Raw genomic sequence first — 12,243 nt, forward strand, 5'->3', positions numbered from 1 at the left:
TATGGAACTTTTAAGAGCGGAAAAAATAACTCATAGTTTTGATTATCCGCTCTTTAAAGATTTAGATTTAAATATTTATCCAAAAGATTGTATTGCTATACAAGGAAGTAGTGGATGTGGAAAATCTACTCTTTTACATATTTTATCTTCTCTACTAAAACCAAATAATGGAAATGTTTTTTATAAAAATCAAAATTTATATGATATTAACGAGAAAGAAAAGATCAAAATAAGACGCTATGAATTTGGTATTATTTTTCAAACTCATTATCTTTTTAAAGGTTTTTCAACTTTGGAAAATATAGAATTAGCAAGTATTTTATCTGGATATGAGCTTGATAAAGTTTTACTTGAAAAGTTAGGAATTGCAAAACTTTTAAATCAAAAAATCACCAAATTAAGTGGAGGGCAACAGCAAAGAGTAAGTATAGCAAGAGTACTTTGTAAAAAACCAAAAATTATATTTGCAGATGAGGCAACTGGGAATTTGGATTTTGATAATGCTAAAAATGTTATTGAAATTTTAATTGATTATGTAAAAGAAAATAATGCTGCTTTATTTTTTGTGACACATGATAATCAATTAGCGAAATTTTGCGATAAAACTTATATTTTAAACTCTTATGGAATTTGTTAATTATTTAGGCGATAAAAATGTAGTTACTTTTATGCTTTTGTTTGCAAGATTAAGTGGACTTGTAGTTTTTTTTCCTTTTTTCTCTCACAATGTTATTCCTATGGTGATAAAAACTACTATTGTTTTCTTTTTGACAATGTTTTTATTTCCTTTTGCTAAATTAGAAGCTTTACATTTAGATTCTTTTTTTATTTTGCAAATTTTGAGTGAAGTTATTTTTGGAATGATAGCTGGACTTATGTTGCAAATTATTTTTGCCATTATAATGATGGCAGGAGAGCAAATAGCTTTTACTATGGGTTTTACTATGGCAAGTGTTATTGATCCTTCTTCTGGTACCAATATGCCCATAACCTCTCAAATTTTACATTTAATTGCTTTATTATTTTTTCTTGCTTTTGATGGGCATCATTTAATGCTTTTGTTTTTAAAGTATTCTTTAGGAAGTATTACTTTAGGAGGATTTTATCCGAGTGAAAATTTGCTAACATATCTTAATCAAGGTGTTTTAAATATTTTTATTATAGGTTTTACTATGTCTTTTCCTATTTTAGCAATTTCTTTACTTTCTGATGTAATTTTTGGGCTTTTAATGAAAACTATGCCACAATTTAATCTTTTAGTTATTGGTTATCCTATTAAAATTGCTTTAGGTTTTATAGTATTAATTGCAATTTTACTTGTAATGATGCAATATTTTAAACAATTGATTATTCAAGTTTTTTCAAATATGCAAACTCTCTTTTTTGTATAAGGTAATAATAAATGAAAATATCATAAAATAAGAATTATTTTTCAAGGATAAAGTGATGAAAATTTTACTTTTAAATGAAAACCCTGTTGTATCAAAGCTTGTAGGGCTTAGTGCAAAAAAAATGTCTCATGATTTTAAAGAAGCAAATGCTTATACTGATGATTTAGGCGTATATGATATTATAGTTATAGATGGTGATATACAAGAAGATATTGAAAAATTAAAACAAAAATGTTCTAAACTTATAGTTTTAACATCGCGTAATCAAAAATTTGATATTAAAAATATAAAAATTTTACAAAAACCTTTTTTACCAACGGATCTTTTAAATCTTTTAAATAATGATAGTTTAGATAGTAATACTCAAACTTTTATCGAAGAACAAGATGATATTCATGAAAAAGATGATAATAAATTAGAAGAGATAGATGAGTTAAGCATTGATGATTTAAGCTTAGATGAGGATGAGATAAATCAAAAGTCTTTATCTGATAATACTGATAATTTAGATGACTTAACCTTAAACGATCAAAATGATCAAGAAGAAATCCAAGTAGATGAAAATGTAGATGAAATTAATGAAAATTTAAAAGATACAGATGATAATCTTGATTTAGAAACTCAAAACGAAGATTTAAAGATAAATCATAGCGATGAGTTAAATATAGAAGATAACCAAGTCCAAGATCCAACCGATGATTTAGAATTAACCCAAGATGATGAAATAAAAGATGATATTAAAAAAATTGAAGATGAATTACAAGATGAAAATTTAAATAATGATGATTTAACCTTAAACGATCAAAATGATCAAGAAGAAATCCAAGTAGATGAAAATGTAGATGAAATTAATGAAAATTTAAAAGATACAGATGATAATCTTGATTTAGAAACTCAAAACGAAGATTTAAAGATAAATCATAGCGATGAGTTAAATATAGAAGATAACCAAGTCCAAGATCCAACCGATGATTTAGAATTAACCCAAGATGATGAAATAAATGACGATGCTAAAAAAATTGAAGATGAATTACAAGACAATATACCTCAAATAGAAGAAAATCAACAAGAAGAATCATTAACCCAAGATGATGAGTATCCTATAGTAGAAGAAGAAATTAAAGAAATAAATTTTGATGATCTTCCTCAAGATGCTGAATTCTTAGGACAAAATAAAAATGAAAATAAACAAGCAGAAGATTTTCTACCTATAGTAGAAGAAGAGTTAAAAGAAAAGGAAAATTTAGACGATGATCTTGGTATTAATTCTGATTTGAGCACTCAAGATCAAATCAAAGAAGAGCTTGCAGCGCTTGATGAATTAGATGATAATATAAAAGATTATGAAAGCACTAAAATATTAGATGATTTTAAACAAGAATCAATTTTAGGAGATGAAATTTTGACAGCTGGTAATAATGAAGAACTTGTTGTTCCAAAGATGCAGTACAATGATTTTGATGAGTTAAAAGAAAGCGAAATTCAACAAGCTTTAGGAGAAAAAATTATAAAAACTTCTGAAATTTCTAGCACATCAAATGATACAAATGAAAATGATAATAACAAAGAAAAAATAGTTAATGAATTAAGCCAAAGCATAGCTCAAACTATTTCTTCAAGTATTAAAGATGATACCTTAAAAGCAGCATTAAAAGGTATGAATATGAATATAAACATTAAGATTAGTTTTGAGGATATGAAAGATTGAAAGGTTTTATTTTAGTTATTTCAGGTCCTAGTGGAGCAGGTAAATCTACTCTTTTAAAGAAACTTTTTAAAGAATTTAATGATGAGCTTTATTTTTCTATCTCTTCTACAACGAGAAAACCAAGAGAAGGAGAAATTCACTCAAAGCATTATTATTTTATATCTAAAGACGAATTCGAACAGGGTATAAAAGAGGATTATTTTTTAGAGTGGGCTAAGGTTCATGAAAATTATTATGGGACTTCTTTAAAAAATACAATGGATGCTTTAGAAAATGGAAAAATTGTAATCTTTGATATCGATGTGCAAGGTTTTGGTATAGTGAAAAAGAAATTAGCTGATAAAATTGTTTCTGTTTTTATCACTACAAAAAATAAAGAAGAGTTAAAACAAAGACTTATTAAGCGAAATACTGATACAATAAATGCATTGCAAAAAAGATTAGAAAATGCAAGTGAAGAGATGAAATGGATTGAAAATTATGATTATTTAATTATTAATGATGATTTAGAAGATAGCTATGAAAAGCTAAGAACTATTCTAAAAGCTCAAAAGATTAAAGTTCAAAATCAAAATTTAAATCAATTTCAAATTAATTGGAGTAAAGGAGATTAATTATGCATATGCCAAGTGGAACCCAATGGTTGATTATTTTACTAATTGTTGTATTGCTTTTTGGAGCAAAAAAAATTCCAGAACTTGCAAAAGGTTTAGGAAAAGGTATTAAAACTTTTAAAGATGAGATGAATTCAGATGATACGGTAGTAAAAAATACTCAAAAGATTGAAGAAAAAACAAATGATGATTTACAGTCGCAAACACAAGATAAAGATGAATTGAAAAAAGCTTAAGGTTTATTTTGAAAAATATTATTTTTAAAGAAATTTCTAAAATTTTAGAGCAAGATTTTATACTCGAAAATCCAAAAGATAAAAATTTAGCTCATTTTGCTACCCCTTTAGCTTTTTCTTTGGCTAAAACGCTTAAGAAAAATCCTATGCTTATTGCTACAGAATTAGCACTTAAATTTGAAAATCATCATTGTTTTGAAAAAGTTGAAGCACTTAATGGATATTTGAATTTTAAGATTTCTAAAGAATTTTTAAATGTTTTAGCAACTAAAGCTTTAAAAGAACCTCAAAATTTTACCAAAGGAGAGGTTAAAGATCAAAGCTTTTTACTTGAATTTGTAAGTGCAAATCCAACAGGACCTTTGCATATAGGTCATGCTAGAGGAGCTATTTTTGGTGATACTTTAGCAAGGATAGCCAGGCATTTAGGCTATAAAATGGATACAGAATATTATGTCAATGATGCGGGAAATCAAATTTATCTTTTAGGACTTTCAGTTCTTTTAAGCGTAAAAGAACAATGTCTTAAAGAAAAAGTTATATATCCTAATGAGTATTATAAGGGTGAGTATATAGCTGAATTAGCCAAAGAAGCTTTTGCGCATTTTGAAAAAGATTTTTTTAAAGAAGAAAATATCCCTACATTGGCCTCTTGGGCTAAAGATAAGATGTTACATTTAATCAAAGAAGATCTTCAAAAAGCCAAAGTAAACATAGATGCGTATTCTAATGAAAGTTCTTATTATAATGCTTTAGACGAAACACTTCAGGCTTTAAAAAAGCACGGTGGAATCTATGAAAAAGAAGGTAAAATTTGGCTTGCATCAACCTTAAAAGGCGATGAAAAAGATCGCGTTATCATAAAAGAAGATGGCAAAGGTGCTTATCTTGCTGCAGATATTGTTTATCATAAAGATAAAATGAGTCGTTCTTATGATAAATGTATCAATATATGGGGAGCAGATCATCACGGCTATATCCTAAGAATGAAAGCGGCAATAGAGTTTTTAGGTTTTGATTCTAATAAATTAGAAATTATACTTACCCAAATGGTATCTTTACTTAAAGACAAAGAACCTTATAAAATGAGCAAAAGAGCCGGAAATTTTATTTTAATGAGTGAAGTTTTAGACGAGATAGGTGCTGATGCCTTAAGATTTATATTTCTTAGTAAAAAATGTGATACGCATTTAGAATTTGATATTAATGATCTTAAAAAAGAAGATAGTTCAAATCCTATTTTTTATATTAATTACGCTCATGCAAGAATTCATCAAGTTTTTATTAAAGCTAAAAAAACTCCACAAGATGTTTTAAACGCTGATTTTTCGTCTTTAAATCAAGAGGGTATTAATTTAGTTTTTGAAAGTTTAAATTTAGAATCTATCTTAAATGATGCTTTTGAATCAAGATCTTTACAAAAACTTCCTGATTATTTGAAAAATTTAGCATCGAATTTTCATAAATTTTATAATGAAAATCGCGTTGTCGGTGCAGAAAATGAAGATACTTTATTAAAACTTTTTTCTTTGGTTGCCTTGAGTATAAAAACAGGTCTTTCCTTAATGGGAATTGAAGCTAAAAATAAAATGGAATAATCTGCAAAAAATTGCAGATTAGTTCTTTAAAAGTCGAAAATTTCTCCAAGCCAACTTTCTCTTTTTTTCTTTTTATAGTAGTTATTGTGATGATCGTATTGAGAGTGAGAGTTATAGGATTGATTATAAGAAGTTGCATTATTTCTTTCTATTATTTTATCGAGCTCTCCTCGATCAAGCCATACCCCACGGCATTTTGGACAATAATCAATTTCAACCCCATTTCTATCACTCATCATTAAATCAATATTGCAAACTGGACATAGCATTAATACTCCTTTAAAAAATTAAAAAATTATAATCATAAAATTTAAATCATTCGTTTCAAAATTGATAAAATAATATTTTTAAGATATAATAAAGAAAACTAATATTTAATTAAAGGTTTTAAAATAAGTGCTTCCAAGATGGGATAAAAAATATTGTATTGGTCATGAAATAATTGATTCTCAACATAAAAAGCTTTTTGAACTTGCACAAAATGTTGAATCTGCATTTTATCGTTATGTTAAAAGAGATGAGCTTAAACAATTGCTTATTGAACTTTTTTATTATATTAAAGAGCATTGTGAAGATGAAGAACAATATATGAGAGAAATTAACTATCCTCATTACGAACAACATTGCAAAATTCATCAGCAAACTATAAGCAATATGATCAGTATGATTAAAGATATTAAATCTACAAATGATCTTAAAGAAAAATTTTATAAAGCTATTAAACATAAATTTATAGAACATGTAATTTGTGAAGATATGGAAATTGCAAAATGGAAAAGTAAATTAGATTTTATAGAAAATAGAATATTAGATGATGATTTAACTTTTGAAGAGTGTATGGCTTATTATACTTGTGGATGTGAAGATTTTATACATAAAGTTCCTCTAAGCATCCATTATAAAATTCAATCAGGTGCAACACAATTTAAATGCAAAAAGTGTAAAGCAATTTTAAAATTTTCCGATCAAGATAAAGAATAAAAGTTTTTGTTAAAAGGTGTAGTTTTTAGGATAAATTATGTGTGAGTTATTAGACGATGAGTTTAAATTGCTTCCAAGATGGGATAAAAAATATTGTATTGGTCATGAAATAATTGATTCTCAACATAAAAAGCTTTTTGAACTTGCACAAAATGTTGAATCTGCATTTTATCGTTATGTTAAAAGAGATGAGCTTAAACAATTGCTTATTGAACTTTTTTATTATATTAAAGAGCATTGTGAAGATGAAGAACAATATATGAGAGAAATTAACTATCCTCATTACGAACAACATTGCAAAATTCATCAGCAAACTATAAGCAATATGATCAGTATGATTAAAGATATTAAATCTACAAATGATCTTAAAGAAAAATTTTATAAAGCTATTAAACATAAATTTATAGAACATGTAATTTGTGAAGATATGGAAATTGCAAAATGGAAAAGTAAATTAGATTTTATAGAAAATAGAATATTAGATGATGATTTAACTTTTGAAGAGTGTATTATAAATGAAAATGTTAAAAATTTAAGCTTTGAAGAATGCCAAGTATATTGCACTTGTAAGTGTGAAAATTTTATTCATCAAATCCCTTTAAGTATTTATCATAAAGTGATGATAGGCACAACGCAATTTAAATGCAAAAAGTGTAAAGCAATATTGAAATTTCATCATCAAGATGAGTGATTATCTTCTTTTGTGTAGTTTTGCGTGTCTTGTCATCATAAAGCTTTGCTCAAAAAAGATTAGCAAAGTCACACTTACTCCTATGGCTAGAGCCAAAGTAACAGACAAAGCTGTAAAAGCATAGTCAAAAAAGCTTATTAAATAAGTTGTTTTTAGTTCCATACTTTCACTTCTAATAAAAGAAATCAAATTTAATATTGCCTTATAAGCATAAATTCCAGGTATCATAGGTATAAGAGCTGGAAAAACTATAATTTCAGCAGGGGTTTTAAATATTTTAGCCAAAGCTATACTTAAACAACCTATAAAAAACGAAGCCAAAAAAGTTGCTATAGCTAAAGTTTGAAAGTGTAAATATTCGATTAAAACAAAACGAAATCCGTGTGCTATCGCAGCAAGTAATGCAGAAAGTATCAAAGTTTTAAAAGGAGGATTACAAGCATATGCAAAACCAAATCCAGCTATAGCAGCAAAAAACATATCGCCAATTATCGAACTAAAGCTAATCATTGCAAAATCCCAAGATTAGAAATACTTAAGGTCATATAAATTCCTATGCTAATACAACAAACTAAAATGATGACGCTTATAATACGACTAAGTCCCATTAAAATGTGATCTTTGAGTATATCGATGATAGAGTTGATAAAAAACACCCCAGGAGTAAGATACAAAATACTAGATCCTAAAGCAACATTTGCTTCTTTGACAAAATTTAAATCTATACCTAAAAATACAATCCAAGAAGTGATAAAAGAGCAAAAGATATACTGAATTTTTATATTTATTTTTAATCGTGTAAAAATATATCTGAAAAAAAGCCCCACTAAAGTTCCAAAAAGCACAAACAAACATCCACCAAAATCTCCACCAAAAAGCCTACAAAAAGCAGAATTAGCAACGGATATAAACAAAATTCTACTAAGAGAAGAATGTTTTTTTTGAGAGATTAATTCTTTAAAAGTTTCTTGTGCATATTCTAAAGAATATCTTTTATCATAAATAGCCCAGCTAAGTGCACTAAGATCAGAGATAAGTTTGAAATTTATATTTTCACTTTTAGTTGGAACTACGTAAGTTCTTTGTGAAGATTTATCACTTCTATCAACGATATTGAGTGTAAAATGGTGAAAAAAGAAATTTATGTGTATTTCATATCCATAAACTCGTGTTATTCTATCAACACATTTTGCAATTCTTGATGTGTAAGTTCCAGAGCTTAACATTATACTAACATATTCGATTAAAAAATTTGTCAAAGTTTGGATATTTGGTTTTTGCATCTTTTGTTTTGCTTTTTTTAAAATTTTTAAAAAATTATAACAAATTTTTAAAATAAAGATTAATAAAAATAAATTTTTTAATCTTTTTTGTAAATTAACAAACTCAACAAATTTACATTTTTAGCCTTATCATAAAAAAATTAACAAATAATTTTTTTTTAAAATTTTTTTTCCTATAATTGCACTTAACATTCAAAAATGTAACAATTTTCAAGGAGATTAAATGAAAACGAAGTTTTCGGTTATTTTAAGTGCTTGTCTTCTTTCATCTTCTTTGCTTTATGCAAAAGCTGATGATGAGATCACAAGACTTCAAAAGCAACTTGCACAAATTCAAAAAGAAATTGAGCAATTAAAAAAAGAAAAAGAAGCTCAGGCTAAAAAAAATGAAGAAGTAAGAGCTGAGCTTGATGATCTAAGCGATAGAGCTGATGCGAATGAATTTCAAGCAGCTTTAAGCAAAGTAAAATTTGGTCTTGAATTCTCAACTGCCGTATCAAATACAAATTTCAATCATATTCCTTATTATACTAGTAATCAGTTTGCTGGATATAAGGACTATAGTGTTAATAATAAATGGATGATGGAACTTCATTTAAATATGAATGCTGATATCAATGACAAAACCAAATTCTATGGACGCTTATCTATGGCTAAAAACTGGTCTCAAATGGGCTGGAGTGGCTTACCATATGATCTAGATGCAGGAAGAAACACTAGAACAAGTGGAGCTGTGCTTTATGTGGATAGAGCTTATTTAGATTACTATATCACTCCGAATTTAATTGCTACTATAGGACGCCAACCAGGAACAGATGGTCCAGGAAGCAACCTAAGAAACAATGCCTTAAGACAATCAACCTATCCAGCTTTAGCTATCAATGCTCTAGGCGATGCTGCGGTTTTAACTTATAAGCCAGAAAGCTTACAAGAGTATAAAGTAGCTATGCGTGCTGCTTATGGTAAAACTTATCAATGGGATGAAGAAGGTAGAGTAAGAGACTGGATGGCAGATCAAAAAAATACTGATGCAAACCTTTATTATGGAGCTATAGAAGGACAACTTCCTATAGAAGGCATGGGGGATAACTTATGGCTATTTAATATTGCTTACTTAAGCGACTTTGCGCTACCACTTACAGGAACAAGCGTACTTGGCTATGATGATGAGGTGGTAAATTTAGGAGATTTAACTATAGCAAATCTTCATTTTGAAAATTACAAAGCTTTCGGAACGAATTTTAATTATTTTGTTTCTTTGGGTTATTCTCGTGGAAGTAACAATCAATTAAGTTCAACTTTAAGTGCAGTTCTTGGAAGTCAAGGTTATGGGAATGGAAAATTCAATGAAGAAGATGGTTATGCTGTGCATGTAGGTGGACGCTATGATTTCACTCAAGCTTTAAAAGTGGGTTATGAGTTTTTCTGGGGAAGCAGATACTGGTATACTATGAGTCGTCCAAGTATCAATGATCCATTAAATATCAGAATGACAAGAGGAACAGCTCATGATGTTTATGTGATTTATCAACTTGATAGATATCAATTCTTAAGGCTTAGCTATACAAATATCCAAAATAAATGGAGCAATCGTGCATTACCATTTGGTGGAGCTAAAAAAGAAAAATCAAGAGCTGATAATATAATGCTTATGTATAATGTAAAATTCTAAGGAGTTAAATGATGAAAAAAGTAATTTTTGCCTTATTTCTAACTCTTCCAATCTTTGCTTTTGCTAATGATTGCGATGCTTTGATGAAAAAATATGAAGCTCCAGAGCCTGAGTCAAAAACTATGAAACAAGTTGAAAGATGGATTAGTAAAAAAGTAAAAGACCCAAAAGATGCAGCCATCCTTTCAGAGTGTATGATAGCACGTGCTGCTGATAACCCAAATCAAGTTTCAGTTGCAGGTAAATAATAACAACAAAAATAAAAAAAGCGGTTTTATACCGCTTTTAATCATTTAATTTTTTAAGCTACAATTTCTAAAATTTTTTCTTCTATAAGGTCAATATGCAAGAAATCATTCAGTTTATAGTTGATACTGCTAGTTCTTGGGGATACTTAGGTATTATTATCTTAATGACTTTAGAGAGCTCTTTTATACCTTTTCCAAGTGAAGTTGTGATGATACCTGCTGGATATTTAGCACATAAGGGTGAGCTTAATCTTTTTTTGTGTATTTTAAGTGGGGTATTTGGTTCTGTTTTAGGGGCTTTGATAAATTATTATATTTGTTTTTTTTGGGGTAAGAAATTTGTTTTGAAATTTGGAAAGTATTTTGGTATCAATGAAAAAAAATTTTCAAAATTTGAAGAATTTTTCTTAAAATACGGAGAAATTTCAACTTTTATTTGCAGACTTTTACCTGGCATTCGTCAATACATCTCTATGCCAGCTGGACTTTCTAAAATGAAACTTTTAAATTTCGTCTTTTTTACGGCTTTAGGCAGTGCTATTTGGGTTAGCATACTTACATTTTTAGGATATTTTATAGGAGAAAATGAAGAACTTATCAAAACCTATTTAAGTCAAATTCTAGTTTTTATTATAATATTTTGCTTTATCTTTGTTTTTATTTATGTAAAAATAAAGATTAAAATTTAATTACTGAAAATTTCTAAAGAATTATTTTGTATTTTTATTTATACTCTATTTAGGTAAAAAATTTTAATTTATTTTTAAACTCATTTAGCTTTTACAAAATTTCAAAAATATCAAAATGCTAAGCAAAGCTTATTTTAAGAAAATCTAAGCAAATTTTAGATATCATCAGAGTTTATTTTAATTTTAAAGAAAGGAATTATTGTGCCTACCATAAATCAATTGGTTAGAAAAGAGCGCAAAAAAGTTTTAGAAAAATCTAAATCTCCAGCGCTTAAAAATTGTCCACAAAGAAGGGGAGTTTGTACTAGGGTTTATACAACAACACCTAAAAAACCAAACTCAGCGTTAAGAAAAGTTGCCAAAGTAAGGCTTACAAGTGGCTTTGAGGTCATTAGTTATATAGGCGGTGAGGGTCATAACCTTCAAGAGCATAGCATAGTGTTAGTGCGTGGTGGAAGGGTTAAGGACTTACCGGGTGTTAAGTATCATATCGTGCGTGGCGCATTGGATACTGCTGGTGTTGCAAAAAGAACAGTTTCTCGTTCTAAATATGGTGCTAAGCGTCCTAAAGCAGGTGCTGCTAAGTAAATTTAAAGACAGACAAATCCGTTTGATTTGATTTTGTTTGAGTAAAATTTAAAATTTGAAGGAAAAAAATGAGAAGAAGAAAAGCTCCGGTAAGAGAAGTCTTGCCTGATCCGATTTATGGTAACAAAGTAATTACGAAATTTATTAATTCTTTAATGTATGATGGTAAAAAAAGTGTTGCAACAACTATTTTGTATGGTGCTTTAGAAGCTATTGACAAAAAAGGTGGCGAAAAAAAAGGTATAGATGTTTTTAATGAAGCAATTGAAAATATTAAGCCTATTTTAGAAGTTAAATCACGTCGTGTTGGTGGAGCTACTTATCAAGTTCCAGTAGAAGTAAGACCTGCTAGACAACAAGCTTTAGCGATCCGCTGGATTATTTCTTTTGCAAGAAAAAGAAGCGAGAGAACTATGATAGAAAAACTTGCTGCTGAGTTAATGGATGCTGCAAATAGCAAAGGTGCTTCATTTAAGAAGAAAGAAGATACTTATAAAATGGCTGAAGCAAATAAAGCATTTGCTCACTATCGCTGGTAAAAAGG

Annotated in this window: 16 protein-coding genes; 13 read left to right on the forward strand and 3 right to left on the reverse strand. The window is 28.3% G+C overall.

Annotated elements, in window-relative coordinates:
- The first annotated feature begins 1 nt into the window (after position 1).
- The 6 genes from CNZW441b_RS02760 to argS are packed head-to-tail and all read left to right on the forward strand — an operon-like array spanning position 2 to position 5,547.
- Positions 2-637 (forward strand): ABC transporter ATP-binding protein, encoded by a 636-nt coding sequence (locus tag CNZW441b_RS02760; protein ID WP_131166327.1) that lies wholly within the window; start codon positions 2-4, stop codon positions 635-637.
- Positions 624-1,391 (forward strand): flagellar biosynthetic protein FliR, encoded by a 768-nt coding sequence (gene fliR / locus CNZW441b_RS02765; protein ID WP_216681532.1) that lies wholly within the window; start codon positions 624-626, stop codon positions 1,389-1,391. Before CNZW441b_RS02760 ends, fliR begins: the two co-directional genes overlap by 14 nt.
- Before the next feature lie 55 nt (positions 1,392-1,446).
- Complete coding sequence (locus CNZW441b_RS02770; protein ID WP_216681533.1) at positions 1,447-3,099, forward strand: highly acidic protein; 1,653 nt, start codon at positions 1,447-1,449, stop codon at positions 3,097-3,099.
- On the forward strand, positions 3,096-3,713 hold the full coding sequence (gene gmk / locus CNZW441b_RS02775; RefSeq protein ID WP_131166324.1) for a guanylate kinase: 618 nt from the start codon (positions 3,096-3,098) through the stop codon (positions 3,711-3,713). Before CNZW441b_RS02770 ends, gmk begins: the two co-directional genes overlap by 4 nt.
- A gap of 2 nt (positions 3,714-3,715) precedes the next feature.
- Positions 3,716-3,949 carry a Sec-independent protein translocase subunit TatA/TatB gene (locus tag CNZW441b_RS02780; RefSeq protein WP_131163586.1) on the forward strand — a complete coding sequence of 78 codons (234 nt, stop codon included), beginning with the start codon at positions 3,716-3,718 and terminating at the stop codon, positions 3,947-3,949.
- A gap of 8 nt (positions 3,950-3,957) precedes the next feature.
- Positions 3,958-5,547 carry an arginine--tRNA ligase gene (argS, locus tag CNZW441b_RS02785; protein WP_131166323.1) on the forward strand — a complete coding sequence of 530 codons (1,590 nt, stop codon included), beginning with the start codon at positions 3,958-3,960 and terminating at the stop codon, positions 5,545-5,547.
- A 26-nt stretch (positions 5,548-5,573) separates the two neighbouring features.
- Here argS and CNZW441b_RS02790 read toward each other — a convergent pair whose 3' ends face one another.
- Positions 5,574-5,816, reverse strand: a complete 243-nt coding sequence (locus tag CNZW441b_RS02790; protein WP_131163584.1) for a TFIIB-type zinc ribbon-containing protein — start codon at positions 5,814-5,816, stop codon at positions 5,574-5,576.
- 127 nt (positions 5,817-5,943) lie between these two features.
- Here CNZW441b_RS02790 and CNZW441b_RS02795 point away from each other — a divergent pair, with 127 nt between their 5' ends.
- A complete protein-coding gene (locus tag CNZW441b_RS02795) occupies positions 5,944-6,528 on the forward strand; it encodes a bacteriohemerythrin (RefSeq protein ID WP_200218228.1) in 585 nt (194 codons plus the stop codon).
- A 37-nt stretch (positions 6,529-6,565) separates the two neighbouring features.
- Positions 6,566-7,219 (forward strand): bacteriohemerythrin, encoded by a 654-nt coding sequence (locus tag CNZW441b_RS02800; RefSeq protein WP_216681534.1) that lies wholly within the window; start codon positions 6,566-6,568, stop codon positions 7,217-7,219.
- Here CNZW441b_RS02800 and CNZW441b_RS02805 read toward each other — a convergent pair whose 3' ends face one another.
- Together CNZW441b_RS02805 and CNZW441b_RS02810 are read right to left on the reverse strand one after the other, a co-directional pair.
- Complete coding sequence (locus CNZW441b_RS02805) at positions 7,220-7,729, reverse strand: threonine/serine exporter family protein (protein ID WP_131163582.1); 510 nt, start codon at positions 7,727-7,729, stop codon at positions 7,220-7,222. It abuts the gene before it with no gap.
- Positions 7,726-8,502: a threonine/serine exporter family protein gene (locus CNZW441b_RS02810; RefSeq protein WP_131163581.1), complete on the reverse strand. Its 777-nt coding sequence runs from the start codon at positions 8,500-8,502 to the stop codon at positions 7,726-7,728. Before CNZW441b_RS02810 ends, CNZW441b_RS02805 begins: the two co-directional genes overlap by 4 nt.
- A gap of 223 nt (positions 8,503-8,725) precedes the next feature.
- Between CNZW441b_RS02810 and omp50 the strand changes: the two genes are divergently transcribed.
- The 5 genes from omp50 to rpsG all read left to right on the forward strand — a co-directional run bounded on the left by omp50 (position 8,726) and on the right by rpsG (position 12,238).
- Positions 8,726-10,174, forward strand: a complete 1,449-nt coding sequence (gene omp50, locus CNZW441b_RS02815) for an outer membrane tyrosine kinase (RefSeq protein WP_131165948.1) — start codon at positions 8,726-8,728, stop codon at positions 10,172-10,174.
- An 11-nt stretch (positions 10,175-10,185) separates the two neighbouring features.
- Positions 10,186-10,422, forward strand: coding sequence for a hypothetical protein (locus CNZW441b_RS02820; RefSeq protein WP_131165949.1), 237 nt, complete (start codon positions 10,186-10,188; stop codon positions 10,420-10,422).
- Between the two features lie 95 nt (positions 10,423-10,517).
- The gene (locus CNZW441b_RS02825; RefSeq protein WP_216681535.1) at positions 10,518-11,111 is read left to right on the forward strand and encodes a DedA family protein; all 594 of its coding nucleotides are present in this window, start codon (positions 10,518-10,520) and stop codon (positions 11,109-11,111) included.
- Between the two features lie 201 nt (positions 11,112-11,312).
- On the forward strand, positions 11,313-11,699 hold the full coding sequence (gene rpsL, locus CNZW441b_RS02830) for a 30S ribosomal protein S12 (RefSeq protein WP_002782934.1): 387 nt from the start codon (positions 11,313-11,315) through the stop codon (positions 11,697-11,699).
- A gap of 68 nt (positions 11,700-11,767) precedes the next feature.
- Positions 11,768-12,238, forward strand: a complete 471-nt coding sequence (rpsG, locus tag CNZW441b_RS02835; RefSeq protein WP_131163569.1) for a 30S ribosomal protein S7 — start codon at positions 11,768-11,770, stop codon at positions 12,236-12,238.
- Positions 12,239-12,243 lie beyond the last annotated feature (5 nt).

It is taken from the genome of Campylobacter novaezeelandiae (assembly GCF_018968685.1).
GTDB lineage: Bacteria > Campylobacterota > Campylobacteria > Campylobacterales > Campylobacteraceae > Campylobacter_D > Campylobacter_D novaezeelandiae.

Excerpts from the sequence above, each read along its gene's own strand:
- CNZW441b_RS02760 (WP_131166327.1), top strand. The coding sequence starts at position 2 with ATGGAACTTTTAAGAGCGGAAAAAATAACTCATAGTTTTGATTATCCG.
- fliR (WP_216681532.1), top strand. The coding sequence starts at position 624 with ATGGAATTTGTTAATTATTTAGGCGATAAAAATGTAGTTACTTTTATG.
- CNZW441b_RS02770 (WP_216681533.1), top strand. The coding sequence starts at position 1,447 with ATGAAAATTTTACTTTTAAATGAAAACCCTGTTGTATCAAAGCTTGTA.
- CNZW441b_RS02780 (WP_131163586.1), top strand. The coding sequence starts at position 3,716 with ATGCATATGCCAAGTGGAACCCAATGGTTGATTATTTTACTAATTGTT.
- CNZW441b_RS02790 (WP_131163584.1), bottom strand. The coding sequence starts at position 5,816 with ATGCTATGTCCAGTTTGCAATATTGATTTAATGATGAGTGATAGAAAT.
- CNZW441b_RS02800 (WP_216681534.1), top strand. The coding sequence starts at position 6,566 with ATGTGTGAGTTATTAGACGATGAGTTTAAATTGCTTCCAAGATGGGAT.
- CNZW441b_RS02805 (WP_131163582.1), bottom strand. The coding sequence starts at position 7,729 with ATGATTAGCTTTAGTTCGATAATTGGCGATATGTTTTTTGCTGCTATA.
- CNZW441b_RS02810 (WP_131163581.1), bottom strand. The coding sequence starts at position 8,502 with ATGCAAAAACCAAATATCCAAACTTTGACAAATTTTTTAATCGAATAT.
- omp50 (WP_131165948.1), top strand. The coding sequence starts at position 8,726 with ATGAAAACGAAGTTTTCGGTTATTTTAAGTGCTTGTCTTCTTTCATCT.
- CNZW441b_RS02820 (WP_131165949.1), top strand. The coding sequence starts at position 10,186 with ATGAAAAAAGTAATTTTTGCCTTATTTCTAACTCTTCCAATCTTTGCT.
- CNZW441b_RS02825 (WP_216681535.1), top strand. The coding sequence starts at position 10,518 with ATGCAAGAAATCATTCAGTTTATAGTTGATACTGCTAGTTCTTGGGGA.
- rpsG (WP_131163569.1), top strand. The coding sequence starts at position 11,768 with ATGAGAAGAAGAAAAGCTCCGGTAAGAGAAGTCTTGCCTGATCCGATT.